The sequence below is a fragment of the Streptomyces sp. NPDC050485 genome, assembly GCF_044458185.1.
Lineage (GTDB): Bacteria > Actinomycetota > Actinomycetes > Streptomycetales > Streptomycetaceae > Streptomyces.
Genome location: NZ_JBITHR010000010.1, coordinates 248,817 through 267,294, shown reverse-complemented (window position 1 = coordinate 267,294; position 18,478 = coordinate 248,817). Strand labels below are relative to the sequence as shown.

The window sequence follows — 18,478 nt, the reverse complement described above, 5'->3', positions numbered from 1 at the left end:
GTACGGCGGCGTGCGTGGATGGGCGGTGAGGGCGGGGTGCCGTGCACCGTGTAAGGCCGAAATTAGACAGAACAGGTGAAGCGGCCTGCGGGAGAGAGTTAACGGGAGGTGAACCGTGGCGGGCAGTGCGGTGCCGACCGTTACCGGTTCGTGTTCAGCTGGCGTACGGAACGGATACGGCCGCCGGAGTGCGCCCCGGGGTCAGGCCTGGTGGAGCCTGTCGAGCAGGGCCAGCAGCAGCTGGCGGTCGCGCGGCTGGGTGAGGCGGTGGTGGGCGGCCGCCGGGGGCAGCCAGAGCAGCCGGTCGACCTCGGCGCACGCGGTGAAGCGGCCCTCGCCCGCTTCGGCGGCCCAGTAGTCGACCCGCTTGGGCCGGCCCTGGGAGTCCGTGTAGTGGGCGGTGGGCAGCCGCGTGCCGGGCCGGCACGCGAACCCAGTCTCTTCGAGTACCTCCCGAAGCGCACCCGCGAGCGGCCCCTCGCCCCGCTTCAGCTTCCCCTTGGGGTGGGACCAGTCGTCGTACTTCGGCCGGTGCACGAGGCAGATTTCAAGCCCGCCGTCGCCCCACGTGGCGCGCCGCCACAGGACGCACCCCGCCGCGAGGACGGTCCCGTCGGGTGCGGTGCTCATGGTGCGGCCGTGGTCGCCGAGGGTGCTGTCGTCACCGCCACAGGCTGCCAGACGCGCTGGAAGGCGAAGCGGGCCGCCTCCACCTCGTGCCGCTGGTTGGCGTGGAGCACGCCGAGCGCGTACGCGGTGGCCGGGGCGATCCGGGGGGTGCGGGCCGCGGCGGCGGCCGCCGAGGCGGCCTCGGCGGCGTCCCGGTGCCGGTCCAGGGCCCGGCCGGCGGCCAGCAGGCGCTCGGGGGGCAGGCCGTCGCCGAGCCCGTGGTGCAGCACGTCCTGGGCGTACCGGTGCAGCCGCAGCAGCAATCGCACCTGGTGCCAGGGGCTGTCCTGGCTCTCGCTCTGCTGGACCAGGGCCTCCGCGTTGTACGGATGGGCAGCGCGGGCCAGCGGCAGCGCGGCCACCGCCCGCTCAAGGCGGTCCTCCGCGTCCAGGGCCGGCGGCGCCAGCACCTCGGCGGCGTGCGCGGTGGCCGCGGGCGCCAGCGGCACCTCGCTGGCCAGCAGCGCGACCGCGTCCGCCACGGCGTGGAACCGGGACGAGCCGAGCGCCTGGAGCGTCGCCGAGTGGGCCCGGGTGCGGGCCAGCGTCAGCTGGCGGTCGAGCAGCGCCCCGGCGCGGGCGGCGCCCACCGTGAGGGAGCCGGTGTCGCCGCGGGGCGGCGGCACCTGGCTGCCGGAGAGCCGGTGCAGGGCGTCCAGGAGCCGGGTGAGCCGGGCCGCCAGGGAGTGCTCGGCCGCCAACGTGCCTGACAGCCAGGCGAGTTCGGCACGCAGCTGGTCGGCCCACACCCCGTCGAGGAGCGGGCGGAAGGTGTGGAGGGTGCCGCTGATGCGGCGGGCGGCCGCGCGCAGGGCGCGGGCGGCCTCCTCGGTGGAGTGGTTGTCGGGCCCCGCCTCCCGGTGGAGGCGGAGGCTGCGCAGGAATTCCCCCGCCTGCGCGTGGAGGTAGGGGGCCAGGACCTCGCCCGCCGCCTGGGGTCCCGGGATGTTCTCAGGGCGTTGCACGCCGGCGCCTCCGGGCGTCTATCAGCATCTCCTGTACGTGCCGCAGCGGCTGGCCCTCGGCGTCGGTCGCACGCCGGGTCCAGTTCCCGTCGGCGCCCAGGTGCCAGGATGAGGTGGTGTCCGACATCCCGGTCTCCAGGAGCCGGCTCAGGGCCGCGCGGTGGGCCGGGTCGGCGACCCGGACCAGTGCCTCGATGCGTCGGTCGAGGTTGCGGTGCATCATGTCGGCGCTGCCGAACCAGACTTCGGGCTCGCCGCCGTTGCCGAAGGCGAAGACCCGCGAGTGTTCCAGGAACCGGCCGAGGACCGACCGGACCCGTACGTTCTCGGAGAGCCCGGTGACGCCGGGCCGGATCGCGCAGATGCCGCGGACCCAGACGTCGACGGGCACGCCCGCCTGGCTGGCCCGGTAGCAGGCGTCGATGACGGCCTCGTCGACCATCGAGTTGACCTTGATGCGGACGTAGGCGGGCCGCCCGGCGTGCTGGTGGGCGATCTCCTTGTTGATCCGCGCGATCAGGCCGTCCCGCAGGGACTTGGGGGCGACGAGCAGGCGCCGGTAGGTCTCGCGGCGGGAGTAGCCGGAGAGCCGGTTGAAGAGGTCGGAGAGGTCGGCGCCGACCTGCGGGTCGGCGGTGAGCAGCCCCAGGTCCTCGTACAGGCGGGCCGTCTTGGGGTGGTAGTTGCCGGTCCCGACGTGCGAGTAGCGGCGCAGCAGGTCGCCCTCCTGGCGCACCACGAGGGACAGCTTGCAGTGCGTCTTGAGGCCGACCAGGCCGTAGACGACGTGGCAGCCGGACTCCTCCAGCTTCCGCGCCCACTTGATGTTGGCCTGCTCGTCGAAGCGCGCCTTGATCTCCACCAGGACGAGCACCTGCTTGCCCGACTCGGCGGCGTCTATCAGCGCGTCCACGATCGGCGAGTCGCTGCCCGAAGTCCGGTACAGCGTCTGCTTGATGGCGAGTACGTCCGGGTCGCCCGCGGCCTGCTCCAGGAAGGCCTGCACCGAGGTGGAGAACGAGTCGTACGGGTGGTGCAGCAGCACGTCGCGTTCGCGCAGCGCGGCGAATATGTCGGGCGCGGAGGCGGACTCGACCTCGGCGAGGTCGCGGTGGGTGCCCGCGACGAACTTGGGGAACTTCAGCTCCGGCCGGTCGAGCGCGGAGATCCCGAAGAGCCCGGTGAGGTCGAGCGGCCCCGGCAGCGGGTACACCTCGGCGTCGGAGATCTTCAACTCCCGTACCAGTAGGTCGAGTACGTACGGGTCGATGGACTCCTCGACCTCCAGGCGGACCGGCGGGCCGAACCGGCGCCGCATGAGCTCCTTCTCCAGCGCCTGGAGCAGGTTCTCCGCGTCGTCCTCCTCAACTTCCAGGTCCTCATTGCGCGTTACCCGGAACATGTGGTGCGCGAGGACCTCCATCCCGGGGAAGAGCTCCTCCAGGTGCGCGGCGATGACGTCCTCAAGGGGGACGTAGCGCTGCGGCGAGGCCGCCAGGAACCGGGAGAGCAGCGGCGGCACCTTCACCCGGGCGAAGTGGCGGTGCCCGGAGACCGGGTTGCGGACGACCACGGCGAGGTTGAGCGAGAGTCCCGAGATGTACGGGAAGGGGTGCGCGGGGTCCACGGCCAGCGGGGTGAGCACGGGGAAGATCTGCTGCCGGAACAGGGTGAAGAGCCGGGCCTGCTCCTTCTCGGTGAGCTCGGGCCAGCGGATCAGGTGGATGTTCTCCTCGGCGAGCGACGGGGCCACGTCCTGCTGGTAGCAGGCGGCGTGCCGGGCCATGAGCTCGCGCGAGCGGGTCCAGATCAGGTCGAGCACCTCGCGCGGCTGGAGGCCGGAGGCGGAGCGGGTGGCGACGCCGGTCGCGATGCGGCGCTTGAGGCCGGCCACCCGGACCATGAAGAACTCGTCCAGGTTCGAGGCGAAGATCGCCAGGAAGTTCGCCCGTTCGAGGAGCGGGGTCGCCGGGTCCTCGGCCAGCTCCAGGACGCGCTCGTTGAACGCGAGCCAGCTGCGCTCGCGGTCCAGGAAGCGGCCCGAGGGAAGCTCCTCGCCCTCGCTCTCGTCCACGTAGGAGTCCAGATCGGCGTCGATGTCCGGTTCCAGGTCGGAGACGGCGGCCGCGAGGGTGTGCGGCCGGTGCGCGGCTATGGAACCGACGGACGGCTGGGCGGGCTGGAGCGGGACCTCGGCGCTGGGCTGCTGGCTCATGTACCCATTGTTCCGCGTGCCGGGTGCGTCCAGCGCGTCGGAGAGTGCGGGAGTGAGCGCCCTGGAGGATCTGGGCGGGGGAACAGTTCCGTTCCGGGTGGCGGGCGCCGGCGGCTTCATTGTGTGAGCGTCGCAAGCGTGTCTGAATGGCCGGTTACGAGGACATGACGTGCGGGCAAGCGAACCCGGGCCCCCGGGCGTCGGCCGGGGGCCGCGGTGCGCGGCGCGCGCGGCCGCCACCCAGGATGCGGCGGCGGCCGGGTTGCTGCAAGGGGAAGGAGGCTCAGGACTCCGCGCGGTACATCAGGTCCACCTCGTGGGTGGTGAAGCCGAGGCGCTCGTACACCTTGAGCGCCGCGGTGTTGTCGGCGTCGACGTACAGCATCGCGGTGGGCAGGCCCTCGGCCGCGAGGTGGCGCAGACCGGTCGCGGTGAGGGCCTTGCCGAGGCCGCCGCCCTGCGCGTCCGGCCGGATCCCGAGGACGTACACCTCGCCGAGCTGCTCCGCCGTGTGCACCTTGGTCCAGTGGAAGCCGACGATCTCGCCGTCCTGCTCCGCGAGGAAGAAGCCCTTGGGGTCGAACCACGGCTCGGCCTTGCGGTCGTCCAGGTCGCGCTGGGTGAGGGAGCCCTGCTCGGGGTGGTGGGCGAAGGCGGCGGCGTTCACGGCGAGCCAGGCCGCGTCGTCGTCGCCCGGCGTGAAGGTGCGCACGGTGACGCCCGCGGGCCAGACCGGCTCCGCGATGTCGAGCGGGCTCAACGGGCGCCGCAGCTGGCGCAGTTCGCGGAACAGGGTGAGGCCGAGGACCTGCGCGAGGTGGCGGGCCGCGGAGTGCCCGCCGTGCGCCCAGACCCGCAGCCGCTTGCCGGTGGCGCCGAGCAGCGCGCTGCCGAGCGCGCGCCCGTGCCCGTGGCCGCGGTGCGCGGGGTGCACCACGAGTTCGGCGGCGGGCGCCTCGACCGGGTCGGTGTCCTCCAGCTGGGCGTACCCGGCGAGCACGCCGCTGGTGGTCAGCAGGAAATGCCGGACGCCTTCGCGCCGCCCGCCGCGCAACTGGAGCCGCCCCTGCTCGGAAACGGCCTGCTGCCCGTCGCCGCGGGCGGCTTCGGCGAGCAGGTCGAGGACGGCCTGGGCCTGGGAGTGGCTGAGCTCGTCGAGCGTCTGGATGTCGCGCGAGGCCGGGGCGGGGAGGGCTGCGTCTGTCATGTCTACGAGGGTACGGCGGGGCGGTGCGCGGATGGGGCGGGCGCGGATCCGGGTCCGCGCGGCCGTCGTTCCGCGCGGGGTGGATCTCAGAGCGTGGATCTCACAGCGTGGCGAGGAAGTCCCGTACCGCCGCCGCGAAGCCCTTCGGGTCCTGCTGCTGTACGAAGTGGTCGGTGTCCAGGGTGACGGCGGTGGTGCGCGGCCGGCGTTCGGCCATCGCGCGGGCCTGCTCGGCCGGGAGCGCCTGGCTGCGGGCGGCGTGGATCAGCAGAGCGGGGCAGTCGCTGCCCAGCCAGGCCGCCCAGTGGTCGCCGTGCACGAGGTTCTCGGAGTCGATGGTGTCCTGCGGGTGGAAGGCCAGCCGTACGCCGTCGGGGTGCGGGCGCATCGTGGCGGCGGTCAGCGCGCCCAACGGGGCGGTGGCGGCGATGAGTTGGGCCTCGCTGGCGGCCGTGTAGGGGAAGCGGGCGAGGAAGGCGAAGGGGCCCGGGTCCAGGTGCGGCAGGTCGACCGGGGCGTCGGTGTTGACCAGCGCCGTGACGCGCGCGGGGTGTTCGGCCGCCAGGTGGTAGGCGTTGATGGCGCCCAGCGAGTGGCCGAGGGCGACGACCTGGTCCAGGCCCAGGTGGTCGAGGAGCGCGAGGAGGTCGGCGACGTACCCGGCCCGGGTGTAGTCGGCGGCCCGGTCGGAGTCGCCGTGGCCGCGCTGGTCGGGTGCGATCACCCGCCATTGGGGGCCGAGTTCGGCCGCGAGGTCCGCGAAGGAGGCGCCCTCCGAGAGGTGGCCGTGCAGGGCGAGCAGCGGGCGGCCGTCGGCGGGGCCGAAGTCCAGGTAGGACAGGCGGCGTCCGTCGGCGGTCGTCATCTCGTGGCGGTCCATGGTGTCCGGCTCCCTCGTTTGGTGGCGGACATGACTGTACGCAGGATTTGGGCAAGCGCGCAATACGTTTGTATAAGGCGATTGTGCAAGGCGGCTGGTTACCATCCCTGACATGGGAAACCGTGAGGATCTGCTGGCCGGCGCCAGGCGCTGCCTGGAGGAGAAGGGCTATCTGCGCACCACCGTGCGCGACATCGCCACCGCCGCGAAGGTGTCGATGGCCGCCATCGGCTACCACTTCGGCTCCCGCGAGGCCCTGCTCAACGAGGCGCTGATCGCGGCGATCGAGGAATGGGGCGCGCTGGGCGGCGGGCCGGACGGCCGGGACGGCTCGGCCGCCGAGCGGTACGCGGCCCTGTGGGACGGCACGATCAGCACCTACGAGAGCCACCGCTGGCTGTGGCTCGCGAGCGTCGAGGCCTTCGTGCACGCCCAGACCTCGCCCGAACTGCGCGAGATCCTCGCCGTTGGACAGCGCGAGGGGCGGCGGGGGGTGACCGCCCAGCTCACCGGCGGGCCCGAGGACGCGGTCGAGGACGCGGACGTGCGCACCCTCGGCTCCGTACACCTGGCGCTGATGTCCGGCGTGATGATCCAGTGGCTCACCGATCCCGAGCACGCCCCGGGCGGGCGGGAGATCGTGGCCGGGCTTCGCGCGCTGGCTAACCTGCTCGAAGCTCGGGGGGAGGGGTCGGCGCCCCCGGCAGCCTGATGGTGGCCGCCGTGCCGCCGCCGTCGGCCGGGGCGAGGCTGATCTCGCCGCCCGCGTGCTGCACCGTACGGGCCACGATCGACAGGCCGAGCCCGGAGCCGGGCAGCGCGCGGGCCGACGGGGAGCGCCAGAACCGCTCGAAGACGTACGGGAGTTCATCGGCGGGGATGCCGGGGCCGTGGTCGCGGACGGTCAGGATGCCCCGGTCCAGGGTGACCGTGACCGTGGCGCGCGGCGGGCTGAACTTCACGGCGTTGTCCAGCACGTTCACGACCGCCCGCTGCAACGCGGCCGGTTCGGCCCGTACGTACCAGGGCGCGAGCTGCGCCGTGATCGTCAGCTCGGGGCCGCGCAGCCGGGCCCGGTCGAGCGCGATCCGGGTGATGTCGTGCAGGCCGACGACCTCCAGCGGCCCCTCGCGGACCGCGTCCGGCCGGGACAGCTCCTGCAAGTCGCCGATGAGAGAGGCGAGTTCGGACATCTGGGCGGTGACGGACGCCATGAGCGCCTTGCGGTCGGCGGGCGGAATGGCCCGCCCGGTCTCCTCGCTCCTGGCGAGCAGCTCGATGTTGGTACGCAGCGAGGTGAGCGGGGTGCGCAGCTCGTGCCCGGCGTCCGCGATGAGCTGCGCCTGCCGGTCGCGGGAGGAGGCGAGGGCGGCGGTCATCGCGTTGAAGGAACGCGAGAGCCGGGCGATCTCGTCCTCCCCCTCGACGGGGATGCGGACGGTCAGGTCCTCGGTCCGCGCCACGTGCTCGACCGCCCCGGTCAGCTTGTCCACCGGCCGCAGCCCGGTCCGCGCGACCCAGAGGCCGGCCGCGCCCGCGCCGAGCACCCCGATCCCGGCGAGACCGAGCAGCAGGACGGCCAGCCGGTTGAGCGCCGCGTCGATCTCGGTGAGCGGGCGGGAGACGCTGACGCCGATCGAACCGACCCCTCCGGGCAGGCGCTCGCGCACCGTGTGGACCCGTACGGCCTCGCCCCTGTCGGTGAAGCCGTCGTGCAGCGTGTCCCCCCGCGGGCCCTCGGCCACCGCGATGTCCTGCCGCTGCACCTTCACGGGCTGCGAGTTCGGTGCCAGGCAGCGCGTGCCGTCCGGCAGGACGACCTGGATGTAGGCGAAGCTGTACCGCTGCCCGGCGCCGGTGGAACTGCCGCCGGGGCCAAGGCAGTTCCGCAGGGCGGCATCCACCGACTCGGTGGGGGCGCTGCTGTTGCGCAGGGTCGTGTCGAGTTCCGCGTGCAGCTGGGCGCGGGTCATCAGCCAGCACGCCACCGACACCGCCGCCACCGCCACCGCGACCGCCGTCGCGACCAGCATGGCGAGGCGGGAGCGGAGCGGCATCAAGCGGTACCGCCGGACCAGACGGTTCACTCCGCGCCGCCCGGCCGGAGCGCGTATCCCACACCCCGCACCGTGTGCACGAGCCGGGGCTCGCCGCCCGCCTCCGTCTTGCGGCGCAGGTACATCACGTACACGTCGAGGGAGTTGGACGACGGCTCGAAGTCGAAGCCCCAGACCGCCTTGAGGATCTGCTCGCGGGTCAGCACCTGGCGGGGGTGGGCCAGGAACATCTCCAGGAGGGTGAACTCGGTGCGGGTCAGCTCCACCACCCGGCCGCCGCGTTTGACCTCCCGCGTCGACAGGTCCATCCGCAGGTCCGCGAAGGTGAGGACGTTGGCCTCGTCCCGCCCGGCCGCCCCCGTGTCCACGGCGTACGAGCTGCGGCGGAGCAACGCCCGGATACGGGCGAAGAGTTCGTCCAGTTCGAAGGGTTTGACCAGGTAGTCGTCGGCGCCCGCGTCGAGCCCGGTGACGCGGTCGCCGACCGTGTCGCGCGCGGTCAGCATCAGGATGGGCGTGGTGGCGCCGGCGGCGCGCAGCCGGCGGGCGGCGGTCAGGCCGTCCATCCGCGGCATCTGGATGTCGAGGACGATCAGCTCCGGGCGGTACGCCTCTGTCTTGGCGAGGGCGTCGAGTCCGTCGACGGCGACCTCGGTGCCGTACCCCTCGAAGGCGAGACTGCGCTGGAGCGCCTCGCGGACGGCGGGCTCGTCGTCGACGATCAGGATGCGCTGCGGGTCGTCCTCGGCGGGGCTCATGAGCGGGTTCCTTCTTCTGCTTCTCTTCGGCTCGGTGACATCAGCCTCGCACGCGGACGGCGGGGCGCGGGGCGGCTAGGGTCTGTCCGGCGGATCTGGTCGCCCGCGATGCGGCTCAGCTCTTCGATGCTGGTGGGCGTGCCAGGGCCGCGCGTCCCAGACAAGATCCGCGGGACAGACCCTGACGGCCCCGCGCGGGTCAGTAGCTGCCGCCGAAGCCGTTCCCGGAGCCGCTGCCGCCCTGGTTGCTGTTGCCGCCGGTGCTGGCGCCGCCGCTGCCGCCGCCGCGCAGGCTGGCGAGGTCGGACTTGACGGTGTTGATCGGGATGGCGAAGCCGAGCCCGACACTGCCGGCCGACGAGCCGCCCGCGCTGCCCGAACTCGGCGCGTACATCGCGGAGTTGATGCCGATGATGTTGCCGTTCATGTCGATGAGCGCGCCGCCGGAGTTGCCCGGGTTGAGCGAGGCGTCGGTCTGGAGCGCCTTGTACGTGGTCTTCGAGGACCCGGTGTCGCCGTTGAACTGCTGCCCGCCGAACTCGAACGGCCAGCCGCCGTTCCCGCGCCCCTGGCCCTGTCCTTGCCCCTGGCCCTGGTTGCCCTGCTCCTTGGCGACGGTGACATCGCGGTTGAGGGCGGAGACGATGCCGCTGGTGACGGTGCCGGTGAGGCCCTCGGGGGAGCCGATGGCGACGACCTGGTCGCCGACCGCGAGCTTGCCGGAGTCACCGAGACTGGCGGGCTTGAGGCCGCTCGCCCCGTCCAGCTTGACCAGCGCGAGGTCCTTGTCGGGGTCGGTGCCGACGACCTTCGCGGTGTACGCCTTGCCGTTGCTGAGCTTCACCTTGATCTGGCTCGCGCCCGCGATGACGTGGTTGTTGGTGATGACCTCGCCGCCGGAGGTGATGATCACGCCGGCGCCGGTCGACGCGCCCGAGCCGGAGGTCGCGTTGATCTCGACGATGCTCGGCATGACGGCCTTGGCGACGCCGGAGACGGTGCCGTTGGTGCTGTTGGCGGCGTTGGTGCCGCTGACGCCGGAGGCCACGCTGGTGCCGTCGTTGCTGACGTAGTGCTCGACCACGCTGGCGGTACCGCCGCCGATGGCTGCGGCGATGATGGCGACGGCGGCGAGGAGGCCGACCGAACGCTTGGCGCGGGGCGGCTTCGGTGCGCCCGCGTCCGCCCCGGCCAGGTGGTGGCCGGCCCCGCTGCCGTCGCCGCCCCCGTGGAACCCGGCGGTCTCGGGGTGGCCGGACGCGCTGCCCGGCCACACGGTGGTGCCCGGGCCGGTCGTGAGGGGGGCGGTCGGCTGGTACGGGGGCGGCGGCGGGTAGGCGGCCGCGTAGGCCTCGGCCTCTCGCCGGGCGTCGTCCTTGGCTCGCTGCCAGGACTCAGAAGAGTGGTTCGGCTGCTGCTCGGGGTACTCGCCGCTGTGGCGGGGGCTCTCGGTCATGTCTCCGACCATCGCGACGCATCATGAGAGCAGTCTGAAGACCGGTTAAGAAGCCCGGCAGAACCGCGTTTGCCCGAAATAAAGGCGCGGGGTTCACGGCTGGCGGAGCGTCGCGAGGGAGGTCTGGGGCGCAGCCCCAGAAGAATCTTTCCCCCTCCAACTCCGCGCAACGGGGTGGGGGTCCCCCTGCTCCTCAAGAGCTCGGGGGAGGGCGGGGAAACGCCTCCCGGTCTGCGGCGCAGCCTATCCGCAGCCGCAGGAGCGGCGCACGACCAGCCGCGAGGGGAACTGTTTCAGCCGCTCCCGGCGCGACCCCGCCACCCGCAGCCCGTCGTCCAGGACCAGATCGACGGCGGCCCGCGCCATGGCGGGCCGGTCGGAGGCGATCGTGGTGAGCGGCGGATCGGTCAGCGCCGCTTCCTTGACGTCGTCGAAGCCCGCCACGGCGAGCTCGCCCGGCACGTCGATGCGGAGCTCGCGGGCGGCCCGCAGCACCCCGATCGCCTGGTCGTCGGTCGAGCAGAAGATGGCCGGCGGCCGCTCGGGCCCGGCCAGGATCTCCAGCGCCACCTTGTACGCGTCGTACCGGTTGTACGGGGCCTGGAAGAGCCGGCCCTCCAGCGAGCGGCCCGACTCCAGCATGGCCCGGCGCCAGCCCTCCACATGGTCGGCCACCGGGTCGCCGACGGCCGGGGTCGACTCGACCCCGCCGAGGCAGGCGACGTACGCGTGGCCGTGTTCGAGGAGGTGGCGGGTGGCGAGCTGGGCGCCGCCGATGTCGTCGGTGACGACCGCCACGTCGTCGATGGCCTCGGGGCGTTCGTGCAGCAGCACCACCCGGGCGTCCCAGGCGTCGATCTCGGCCGCGGCCCGCTCGCTGGGGCCCTGGCTGACCAGGATCAGACCGGCGACCCGCATGCCCAGGAAGGCCCGCAGGTAGTGCACCTCGCGGTCGTCCAGGTAGTCGGAGTTGCCGACCAGGACCATCTTTCCGCGCTCGGCGGCGGCCTGTTCGACGGCGTGTGCCATCTCCGCGAAGAACGGCTGCCGCGCATCGGGGACGATCATGCCTATGAGGTCGGTGCGGCGCGAGGCCATCGCCTGGGCGACCCGGTCGGGCCGGTACCCCAACTCCTTGATCGCGGCGAGGACACGCTCGCGCGTGGCCGGGGCGACCGGCCGGGGTCCGTTGTTGATGACGTAGCTCACGACCGCGGTCGAAGTACCCGCCAGTCGCGCCACATCGTCCCGCGTCACCTTGGCCACGCGCGGCAGTCTACGCGGGGTGACCACCCGCTGGGCAGGCCTTATCGCAGGTCGTACCCTACGTGTGACCTACCCGCTTGGCCCAACCCCTCCGCCCTATTGCTTCTGGGAGCGGACCGCTGCTTCCTTCGCCTCGGCGGTGGCCGCGTCCACGACCGCCCGCGCCTTGGCCTCCTCGGCCGCGCGTTCGACCTTCTCCGGCGTCACGAAGCGGTATCCGACATTGCGGACGGTACCGATCAGCGACTCGTGCTCGGGGCCCAGCTTGGCCCGCAGCCGCCGTACGTGGACGTCGACCGTGCGGGTGCCGCCGAAGTAGTCGTAGCCCCAGACCTCCTGGAGCAGCTGGGCGCGCGTGAACACCCGGCCCGGGTGCTGCGCGAGGTACTTGAGCAGCTCGAACTCCTTGAAGGTCAGGTCGAGGACCCGCCCCTTCAGCTTCGCGCTGTACGTCGCCTCGTCCACGGACAGGTCGCCGTTGCGGATCTCCATGGGGGAGTCGTCCGAGGTGATCTGCTGGCGGCCGGTGGCCAGCCGCAGCCGGGCCTCGACCTCGGCCGGGCCCGCGGTGTCGAGCAGCACGTCGTCGATGCCCCAGTCGGCGGTGACGGCGGCCAGACCGCCCTCGGTGACGACCAGGACCAGCGGACAGCCCGGTCCGGTGGAGCGGAGCAGCTGGCACAGCGACCGGACCTGGGGGAGGTCGCGGCGGCCGTCGATCAGGATGACGTCGGCACCAGGGGTGTCGACCAGGGCCGGGCCCTCGGCGGGGGCCACCCGCACGCTGTGCAGAAGCAGGCCGAGGGCGGGGAGCACCTCCGTCGACGGCTGAAGGGCATTGGTCAGGAGCAGCAGAGAGCTCATCGCGCCCCGCCCCCAAGCTCGCGGCTTCGCTTGAGCGGGGGGTGTCCCCATGCCTGGGTCAGCATCATCGGTGTCTTCGGATCGTGCACGGTTCGCTCGCCCATAACGTCGGTTCCTCCTCGGTCCCTGCGGAGGGGGTCCCCCCTGCTCCTCAAGAGCCCGGGGGCGTTGCGGCACTGCTTCGTACGGTTACTGCTGTCGGTCCTGCCCCCACGCCCCGGGTGCAGTTCCTTTGTGAGCGTTTGTTCACCCATCCGTAACAACGACGGGGAAACACAAAAGGACCCGGGGGCTGCGTTGCCCGGATCCTCTGCCTAGGAGAATAGCCCACATGAGTTCCGGGGCAGAGGACCGATTTCACACTTCAGCTGTTTCCTCGATCACTCCTGGACCCCGGCGCGCAACCCTGTGTACCTCTGACGGTGTCCGGATCGAGGCGGTTTATGAACCGTGCCGTACGGGTGCCACCGACACCGCGATCGTGGTCGCGCACGGATTCACCGGATCGGCCGACCGGCCCGCCGTACGAAGGGCGGCAGACGTGTTCGCACGGTACGCAGCCGTGGTGACCTTCTCCTTCCGCGGGCACGGGAAGTCCGCGGGCCGCTCCACCGTCGGCGACCGCGAGGTGCTCGATCTCGCGGCGGCCGTCGAGTGGGCGAGATCACTCGGGTACGGGCGCGTGGTGACCGTCGGCTTCTCGATGGGCGGGTCCGTGGTCCTGCGGCACGCGGCGACGCACAGGGGGAGCGCGCGGGGGCGCACGGAAGCAGTGGCCGCGGTCAGCGCGCCCGCCCGCTGGTACTACCGCGGTACGCCCGCGATGCGGCGGGTGCACTGGCTGGTGACCCGGCGCGCCGGACGGCTGGTCGGCCGGTTCGGCTTCGCCACCCGGATCCATCCCGAGGACTGGGACCCGGTGCCGCTCTCGCCCGTCGAGGCCGTCCCGCTGATCGCGCCGACCCCGCTGCTGATCGTGCACGGCGACCGCGACCCGTACTTCCCAGTCGACCACCCGCGCATGCTGGCGGCCGCCGGACCTGCGGACTTGTGGCTGGAGCCGGGCATGGGCCACGCCGAGAACGCGGCCGACGAGGCGCTGCTCACCCGTATCGCGGGCTGGCTGACGGCCGCCCGGCCCGCCGCGTAGCCCATCATGGAGGGCGACGAAAGGAGCCTCACCATGGCAGCGGGAACCATCCGCTTCTGGGCCGCGGCCAAGTCCGCCGCCGGTGTCGCCGAGGAGCCGTACACCGCCGGGACGCTGGCCGAGGCACTCGACGCGGTGCGCGAACGGCACCCCGGGGAGCTGACGCGCGTACTGCAGAGGTGTTCCTTCCTGGTCGACGGTGACCCCGTCGGCAAGCGGAACCATGAGACCGTACGCCTTGCCGAGGGCGGCACGGTCGAGGTGCTCCCGCCGTTCGCAGGAGGGTGACCCCCACGTCATGAGCGAGCAGTACCCGTATCAGCAGCAGCCGCAGTACGACCAGTACGGGCAGCCCGTGCAGCCCCAGCCGCCGTTCCCGTACGAGCCGTACCAGGACCAGCAGCAGTACACGCAGACCTGGGACGGGCAGACCTGGGACACCCAGTACCAGCCCGTGATCCCGCCCGTGCAGCACCCGGCCGGGCCCGCCCAGAGCCGGGGGCGGCACGCGCAGCCCTGGCAGCAGGGCGGCGAGCAGGCGGCGTACCTGCCGCCGCAGCACGGCGCGGGGACCACGTCGGTGCCGCTGCCGCCCGAGATGCCGATGGCACAGTCGCCCGCGCCTATGTCCGCTCCCGCCCCCGCGCCCGTTCAGGGCCCGGCGTACGGGTCGCCCGAGCCGGTCGGCGCGTCTGCGCAGGGCCCGGCGTACAGCTCGCCCACCACCGTCGGCAACGCCCGCGTCACCGACGCCCAGCGGGCCCGCGCGGAGGGCCGCTCGCCGGTCATCGCGCCCGGAATGCAGCCCGCCGCGCTGACCGCGGTGCTCGGCCTGCTGCTCGCGGCCGGGGCGGCGTTCGGCGCGTACGCGCTGGTCGTGCCGCTCATCCTGCTCCAGGCCGTGACGGCGGCGGGCTGGTTCCGGCTGAACGGGATGTGGCCGGCCCGGCAGGGGATCGCGCTCGCCTTCGCGGGCGGCCTGGTCGCCGATGTCGCGCTCCTCGCGCTCGGCCGGGAGCACGCGCCCGCCGCGATCCTGGGCACGCTCGGCGTCTGGGTGCTGCTCACCCTCGTACTCCAACTGCGGTCGCACGCCGACCCCGACGAGCGGATGTACGGGCTGATGGCGACCGTCGCCTCGGCGGCGTTCGCGATCCTGGCGGGCGGCTACCTCGCCGCGCCGCCGCACGCGGTCTCCGTCGGCGCCGTGGCCGTGGCCGTCGCCGCCCTCGCGCGGGCGCTGCCGCTGCCGTCGGGCGCCTCCGTGGCTGTCGCGCTGCTCGCGGCCGCGGGCGCGGGCATCGCGGTGGGCGGCCTGACCGGCATCGGCGCGAGCGGTGCGCTGCTCGGCCTCGCGGCCGGGGGCTGTGCGCTGATCGGGCTGCGGGTCGCCTCGTACGACTACCCGTCCCGGTTCGTCCACCTGACGGCGGGCGTCGCCCTGCCGCTCACCGCGGCCGTCCCTGTGCTCTATCTCATCGGGCGCGCCGTCGGGTAGGGAACCGGAGCTAGGCTCGCGATCGTCTTTCCGGATTCCGGAATTGATCAAAACCGATCGACATCGACACGACATCGACGGTCGCGACGTTCGACGGCCGACGGTTGGGGGACACGTACGTAATGCGCGCACTGCGAATACTGTTGATCATCGCGGTGGTTCTCGGCGGCATCTTCGTCGCCGTGGACCGGATCGCGGTGAACATCGCCGAGTCCAAGACGGCCGACAAGATCAAGAGCAGTCAGCGGCTCGGGTCGACGCCGGACGTCAGCATCAAGGGCTTTCCCTTCCTCACCCAGGTCCTGGGCAAGGAACTGGACGAGGTCGACGTGTCGCTGTCCGGGGTCACCGCCACCGCGGGCGGCCACTCGGTCAACGTCACCGAGGTGACGGCGGAGCTGCATTCCGTACGGATCGACAGCAGCTTCTCCTCGGCGGTCGCGGGGCGCGCGGTCGGGGCGGCGCAGATCTCGTACGCCGACCTCTCGAAGGCGGCGCCCAAGGGGGCGACGGTCGAATACGCGGGCGCGGACCGGGCGGCCAAGGGCCAGGTCAAGGTGACCGGCCCGCTCACCGACCTGCTTGAGGGCCAGGGTGTGACGCTGCCGCCGACGATCAAGGCGTTGCTGGCCGGGCGGACGGTGTCGGCGTACAGCACGGTGAGCCTGACCGGCTCGGGCTCGGTACAGCTCCGCGCGGAGGCGCTGCCGCAGCTGCCGGTGCCGGGGTTCGACCAGCGCCTGCGCAAGGCCGTCGACTACGACCTGAAGATCGCCGGGATGCCGTCGAGCATCAAGCTGAACAAGGTGACGGCGACGGAGGCGGGGCTGCGGTTCTCGGGCGAGGGCACAGAGGTCCGCCTGGCGGGCTGACGACCCCCTTCCTGGGGGCTGCGCCCCCATGCCCTTGGGCAGCGGCCCGTCGTCCCGGTTGGGCGGAAAGGGCCAGCTCAGCCAAATCCAGCCCCTCCGGCGTTTGAGGAGCGGGGGTCCGGGGGCGGAGCCCCAGGGGTCAGCCTTCCCAACCCCGAGTCACGGGCGGGCGGGTGGGAAAACGCCCTCCACGCCCCCGCCCGCCCGCATCGTGAGACACCCCCGTCCGCAGGGCAGATGCAGACCCCGAACCCCCCACCCCGGGAGGGGGCCGGGGATGCCCCGGGTCGGCGGGCGTACCAGTATGTGGATGATCGTGTCTCAGGATGCGACACGCCGGTGACACGCCCCGGTATGCCTCCCTACGATCGGACGCATGAAGCGACAGGCGGACCTCACGAAGCGGCGGGCAGTAGACCTGTGCCGCGTCGCCGCCATGCTCTGTCGCCCCTTCTGAGCGGGACGCTCAACTCCCGCATTCCCCGGGCCCTTTGACCGTGATCAGGGCGTCATCTGGGCCACCCCGTGCCGCGTACGCGCGCCGCGGACGCGTACCCGCACACCCGCACCACCCCCCGCAGACTGCCCCGGAGGAGATCAACATGAGCCGCAGCGACGTCCTGGTAGACGCCGACTGGGTCGAGGCCCACATCGAGGACCCGAAGGTCGCCATCGTCGAGGTCGACGAGGACACCTCGGCGTACGAGAAGAACCACATCAAGAACGCGATCCGGATCGACTGGACGAAGGACCTCCAGGACCCGGTCCGCCGCGACTTCATCGACCAGGCCGGCTTCGAGGCCCTGCTGTCGAAGAAGGGCATCGCGAACGACACCACCGTCGTCCTGTACGGCGGCAACAACAACTGGTTCGCCTCCTACGCCTTCTGGTACTTCAAGCTCTACGGCCACCAGGACGTCAGGCTCCTCGACGGCGGCCGCAAGAAGTGGGAGCTCGACTCCCGCGACCTCGTGGACGGCGACCAGGTCCCGAACCGGCCCGCCACCGACTACCAGGCCCAGCCGCAGGACGCCTCCATCCGTGCCTTCCGCGACGACGTGGTGAACGCGATCGGCAGCAAGAACCTGGTCGACGTGCGGTCGCCCGACGAGTTCTCCGGCAAGCTGCTCGCCCCGGCGCACCTCCCGCAGGAGCAGTCGCAGCGTCCGGGCCACGTCCCGTCCGCCCGCAACATCCCGTGGTCGAAGAACGCCAACGACGACGGCACCTTCAAGTCGGACGACGAGCTCAAGGCCCTCTACGAGGACGAGCAGGTCGACCTGGCGAAGGACACCATCGCGTACTGCCGCATCGGCGAGCGCTCGGCCCTGACCTGGTTCGTGCTGCACCAGCTGCTCGGCCAGACCAACGTCAAGAACTACGACGGCTCGTGGACCGAGTACGGCTCCCTCGTCGGCGTGCCGATCGAGCTCGGCGCCAACAAGTAACCCGGGCGATCAGCCCCCGCACACCACCCGACCGTAGACCGTAAGGAAGAACCCATGTGTGGAGCGAAGGCCGGCGGCCCCGACGCCTCGACCATCAAGCCCGGTGAGACCACCATCCAGGGCCAGGTGACCCGCGACGGCGAGCCCGTCACCGGTTACGTGCGCCTGCTGGACTCGACCGGCGAGTTCACCGCCGAGGTGCCCACCTCGGCCACCGGCCAGTTCCGCTTCTACGCGGCCGAGGGCACCTGGACCGTGCGCGCCCTGGTGCCGGGCGGCACCGCGGACCGTACCGTCGTCGCCCAGACCGGAGGCCTCGCGGAGGTCGCCATCGCCGTCTGACCGACGGCACCGCTGTACCGGCCGGAGGGCCGCACCCCGGGGGTTGGACGCCTTGGAATGGGGTGCGGCCCTCCGTGCCGTTTCCGGCCGGGCATTCCGGTCGTACGCTGGACTTATGTACGCCCGGCGCCGGCGCGGCTACTTCTGGATGATGGGCGGCTGCATCCTGCTCTTCGTGTCCGCCTGGAGTTTCGTGCGCCTGTGGTCGGTCCCGGTGGCGGTGGGGATGTGCGTGGTCGCCATGGTGATCCCGCCCGTCGCCGCGATGGTCGCCAACCGGCGCGGCCCCGACGACCGCTGGTGGGACGACCCCTCCGGCGACCCGAAGTCCGACGAGTGGTGGGACGAGCTGGACGGCAAGAAGCGCCATTAGCAGCGGATCGGAACCTCAGTACACGAGCGCCTGTACGCCGTCCCCCATGATCTCCTGCACGAAGACCTGCGCGCCCGCGATGCGTACGCCGTCCAGGACGTCCTGCTCGGTGATGTCCCGGCGGGTCGCGCACTGGGTGCACAGGGTGATCAGCCCGCCCGCCTGGATCGACTCGATGAGGTCGGGCAGCGGCGCGGCGTGCGGGAGTTGGAACTCGGCGGCCCGGCCCGGCAGGGCGAACCAGGACGATTCGCCGGTCAGCCACAGGGAGACCTCGACCCCGCTGGCGACGGCGACGGCCGCGACGGTGAAGGCCTGCGAGCACCGCTCGGGCGCGTCGGCACCGGCGGTCACCTTGATCACGAGCTTCTGCTTCGGCATGGGCCGAACTGTAATCCGCCCCGCCCCGCCCGCCCCGCGCCCCTACCCCGCCGGCGGCGTACCTCACAGCGAGAGCC

General features: G+C 72.3%; 20 protein-coding genes. 9 read left to right on the top strand and 11 right to left on the bottom strand.

The features are described 5' to 3' along the window. Window positions 1–201: 201 nt before the first annotated feature. From ACIBK6_RS22230 to ACIBK6_RS22210, 5 genes are all read right to left on the bottom strand, one after another. Complete coding sequence (locus ACIBK6_RS22230) at window positions 202–630, bottom strand: NUDIX hydrolase (protein ID WP_399053026.1); 429 nt, start codon at window positions 628–630, stop codon at window positions 202–204. Continuing rightward, window positions 627–1,634, bottom strand: coding sequence for a CHAD domain-containing protein (locus ACIBK6_RS22225; protein WP_399053025.1), 1,008 nt, complete (start codon window positions 1,632–1,634; stop codon window positions 627–629). The genes ACIBK6_RS22230 and ACIBK6_RS22225 overlap by 4 nt, the downstream gene beginning before the upstream one ends. Beyond that, the gene (locus ACIBK6_RS22220; RefSeq protein ID WP_399053024.1) at window positions 1,621–3,849 is read right to left on the bottom strand and encodes an RNA degradosome polyphosphate kinase; all 2,229 of its coding nucleotides are present in this window, start codon (window positions 3,847–3,849) and stop codon (window positions 1,621–1,623) included. Before ACIBK6_RS22220 ends, ACIBK6_RS22225 begins: the two co-directional genes overlap by 14 nt. Window positions 3,850–4,132: 283 nt before the next feature. Further along, complete coding sequence (gene mshD, locus ACIBK6_RS22215; protein WP_399053023.1) at window positions 4,133–5,056, bottom strand: mycothiol synthase; 924 nt, start codon at window positions 5,054–5,056, stop codon at window positions 4,133–4,135. A gap of 100 nt (window positions 5,057–5,156) precedes the next feature. After that, a complete protein-coding gene (locus ACIBK6_RS22210) occupies window positions 5,157–5,936 on the bottom strand; it encodes an alpha/beta fold hydrolase (protein WP_399053022.1) in 780 nt (259 codons plus the stop codon). A 112-nt stretch (window positions 5,937–6,048) separates the two neighbouring features. On the opposite strand from ACIBK6_RS22210, the gene ACIBK6_RS22205 reads away from it, so the two are divergent. Further along, window positions 6,049–6,648, top strand: a complete 600-nt coding sequence (locus tag ACIBK6_RS22205) for a TetR/AcrR family transcriptional regulator (protein WP_399053021.1) — start codon at window positions 6,049–6,051, stop codon at window positions 6,646–6,648. Here ACIBK6_RS22205 and ACIBK6_RS22200 read toward each other — a convergent pair. The 5 genes from ACIBK6_RS22200 to ACIBK6_RS22180 all read right to left on the bottom strand — a co-directional run bounded on the left by ACIBK6_RS22200 (window position 6,599) and on the right by ACIBK6_RS22180 (window position 12,337). After that, window positions 6,599–7,993 carry a sensor histidine kinase gene (locus ACIBK6_RS22200; protein ID WP_399053020.1) on the bottom strand — a complete coding sequence of 465 codons (1,395 nt, stop codon included), beginning with the start codon at window positions 7,991–7,993 and terminating at the stop codon, window positions 6,599–6,601. The two genes, ACIBK6_RS22205 and ACIBK6_RS22200, sit on opposite strands and share 50 nt — an antisense overlap. Window positions 7,994–8,019: 26 nt before the next feature. Beyond that, window positions 8,020–8,751, bottom strand: a complete 732-nt coding sequence (locus ACIBK6_RS22195; protein ID WP_399053019.1) for a response regulator transcription factor — start codon at window positions 8,749–8,751, stop codon at window positions 8,020–8,022. Between the two features lie 199 nt (window positions 8,752–8,950). Beyond that, window positions 8,951–10,207, bottom strand: coding sequence for a S1C family serine protease (locus ACIBK6_RS22190; protein WP_399053018.1), 1,257 nt, complete (start codon window positions 10,205–10,207; stop codon window positions 8,951–8,953). Between the two features lie 243 nt (window positions 10,208–10,450). Beyond that, window positions 10,451–11,473, bottom strand: a complete 1,023-nt coding sequence (locus ACIBK6_RS22185; protein ID WP_399053017.1) for a LacI family DNA-binding transcriptional regulator — start codon at window positions 11,471–11,473, stop codon at window positions 10,451–10,453. 96 nt (window positions 11,474–11,569) lie between these two features. Next, window positions 11,570–12,337 carry a response regulator transcription factor gene (locus ACIBK6_RS22180; protein ID WP_399053016.1) on the bottom strand — a complete coding sequence of 256 codons (768 nt, stop codon included), beginning with the start codon at window positions 12,335–12,337 and terminating at the stop codon, window positions 11,570–11,572. A 331-nt stretch (window positions 12,338–12,668) separates the two neighbouring features. Here ACIBK6_RS22180 and ACIBK6_RS22175 point away from each other — a divergent pair, with 331 nt between their 5' ends. The 8 genes from ACIBK6_RS22175 to ACIBK6_RS22140 all read left to right on the top strand — a co-directional run bounded on the left by ACIBK6_RS22175 (window position 12,669) and on the right by ACIBK6_RS22140 (window position 18,020). Next, a complete protein-coding gene (locus tag ACIBK6_RS22175) occupies window positions 12,669–13,487 on the top strand; it encodes an alpha/beta hydrolase (protein WP_399053015.1) in 819 nt (272 codons plus the stop codon). A 33-nt stretch (window positions 13,488–13,520) separates the two neighbouring features. Next, window positions 13,521–13,775: a MoaD/ThiS family protein gene (locus ACIBK6_RS22170; protein ID WP_399053014.1), complete on the top strand. Its 255-nt coding sequence runs from the start codon at window positions 13,521–13,523 to the stop codon at window positions 13,773–13,775. 10 nt (window positions 13,776–13,785) lie between these two features. Continuing rightward, window positions 13,786–14,985 (top strand): hypothetical protein, encoded by a 1,200-nt coding sequence (locus ACIBK6_RS22165; protein ID WP_399053013.1) that lies wholly within the window; start codon window positions 13,786–13,788, stop codon window positions 14,983–14,985. Between the two features lie 122 nt (window positions 14,986–15,107). Next, on the top strand, window positions 15,108–15,857 hold the full coding sequence (locus tag ACIBK6_RS22160) for a DUF2993 domain-containing protein (RefSeq protein ID WP_399053012.1): 750 nt from the start codon (window positions 15,108–15,110) through the stop codon (window positions 15,855–15,857). A gap of 376 nt (window positions 15,858–16,233) precedes the next feature. After that, complete coding sequence (locus tag ACIBK6_RS22155) at window positions 16,234–16,314, top strand: Ms5788A family Cys-rich leader peptide (protein ID WP_350751515.1); 81 nt, start codon at window positions 16,234–16,236, stop codon at window positions 16,312–16,314. A gap of 145 nt (window positions 16,315–16,459) precedes the next feature. Further along, window positions 16,460–17,305, top strand: coding sequence for a sulfurtransferase (locus tag ACIBK6_RS22150; protein WP_399053011.1), 846 nt, complete (start codon window positions 16,460–16,462; stop codon window positions 17,303–17,305). A gap of 54 nt (window positions 17,306–17,359) precedes the next feature. Continuing rightward, window positions 17,360–17,647 carry a DUF1416 domain-containing protein gene (locus ACIBK6_RS22145; RefSeq protein WP_054232391.1) on the top strand — a complete coding sequence of 96 codons (288 nt, stop codon included), beginning with the start codon at window positions 17,360–17,362 and terminating at the stop codon, window positions 17,645–17,647. A 43-nt stretch (window positions 17,648–17,690) separates the two neighbouring features. Continuing rightward, the gene (locus ACIBK6_RS22140; RefSeq protein WP_399053010.1) at window positions 17,691–18,020 is read left to right on the top strand and encodes a DUF3099 domain-containing protein; all 330 of its coding nucleotides are present in this window, start codon (window positions 17,691–17,693) and stop codon (window positions 18,018–18,020) included. A gap of 15 nt (window positions 18,021–18,035) precedes the next feature. On the opposite strand, the gene ACIBK6_RS22135 is transcribed toward ACIBK6_RS22140, so the two are convergent. Continuing rightward, complete coding sequence (locus ACIBK6_RS22135) at window positions 18,036–18,401, bottom strand: DsrE family protein (RefSeq protein ID WP_399053008.1); 366 nt, start codon at window positions 18,399–18,401, stop codon at window positions 18,036–18,038. Window positions 18,402–18,478 lie beyond the last annotated feature (77 nt).

Bases quoted from the DNA above. Each gene is read 5' to 3' on its own strand.
- ACIBK6_RS22135 (WP_399053008.1), bottom strand. From the start codon at position 18,401: ATGCCGAAGCAGAAGCTCGTGATCAAGGTGACCGCCGGTGCCGACGCG.
- ACIBK6_RS22210 (WP_399053022.1), bottom strand. From the start codon at position 5,936: ATGGACCGCCACGAGATGACGACCGCCGACGGACGCCGCCTGTCCTAC.
- ACIBK6_RS22230 (WP_399053026.1), bottom strand. From the start codon at position 630: ATGAGCACCGCACCCGACGGGACCGTCCTCGCGGCGGGGTGCGTCCTG.
- ACIBK6_RS22145 (WP_054232391.1), top strand. From the start codon at position 17,360: ATGTGTGGAGCGAAGGCCGGCGGCCCCGACGCCTCGACCATCAAGCCC.
- ACIBK6_RS22150 (WP_399053011.1), top strand. From the start codon at position 16,460: ATGAGCCGCAGCGACGTCCTGGTAGACGCCGACTGGGTCGAGGCCCAC.
- ACIBK6_RS22180 (WP_399053016.1), bottom strand. From the start codon at position 12,337: ATGAGCTCTCTGCTGCTCCTGACCAATGCCCTTCAGCCGTCGACGGAG.
- ACIBK6_RS22190 (WP_399053018.1), bottom strand. From the start codon at position 10,207: ATGACCGAGAGCCCCCGCCACAGCGGCGAGTACCCCGAGCAGCAGCCG.
- ACIBK6_RS22195 (WP_399053019.1), bottom strand. From the start codon at position 8,751: ATGAGCCCCGCCGAGGACGACCCGCAGCGCATCCTGATCGTCGACGAC.
- ACIBK6_RS22205 (WP_399053021.1), top strand. From the start codon at position 6,049: ATGGGAAACCGTGAGGATCTGCTGGCCGGCGCCAGGCGCTGCCTGGAG.
- ACIBK6_RS22170 (WP_399053014.1), top strand. From the start codon at position 13,521: ATGGCAGCGGGAACCATCCGCTTCTGGGCCGCGGCCAAGTCCGCCGCC.
- ACIBK6_RS22160 (WP_399053012.1), top strand. From the start codon at position 15,108: ATGCGCGCACTGCGAATACTGTTGATCATCGCGGTGGTTCTCGGCGGC.
- ACIBK6_RS22220 (WP_399053024.1), bottom strand. From the start codon at position 3,849: ATGAGCCAGCAGCCCAGCGCCGAGGTCCCGCTCCAGCCCGCCCAGCCG.
- ACIBK6_RS22175 (WP_399053015.1), top strand. From the start codon at position 12,669: ATGAGTTCCGGGGCAGAGGACCGATTTCACACTTCAGCTGTTTCCTCG.
- ACIBK6_RS22200 (WP_399053020.1), bottom strand. From the start codon at position 7,993: ATGCCGCTCCGCTCCCGCCTCGCCATGCTGGTCGCGACGGCGGTCGCG.
- mshD (WP_399053023.1), bottom strand. From the start codon at position 5,056: ATGACAGACGCAGCCCTCCCCGCCCCGGCCTCGCGCGACATCCAGACG.
- ACIBK6_RS22155 (WP_350751515.1), top strand. From the start codon at position 16,234: ATGAAGCGACAGGCGGACCTCACGAAGCGGCGGGCAGTAGACCTGTGC.
- ACIBK6_RS22165 (WP_399053013.1), top strand. From the start codon at position 13,786: ATGAGCGAGCAGTACCCGTATCAGCAGCAGCCGCAGTACGACCAGTAC.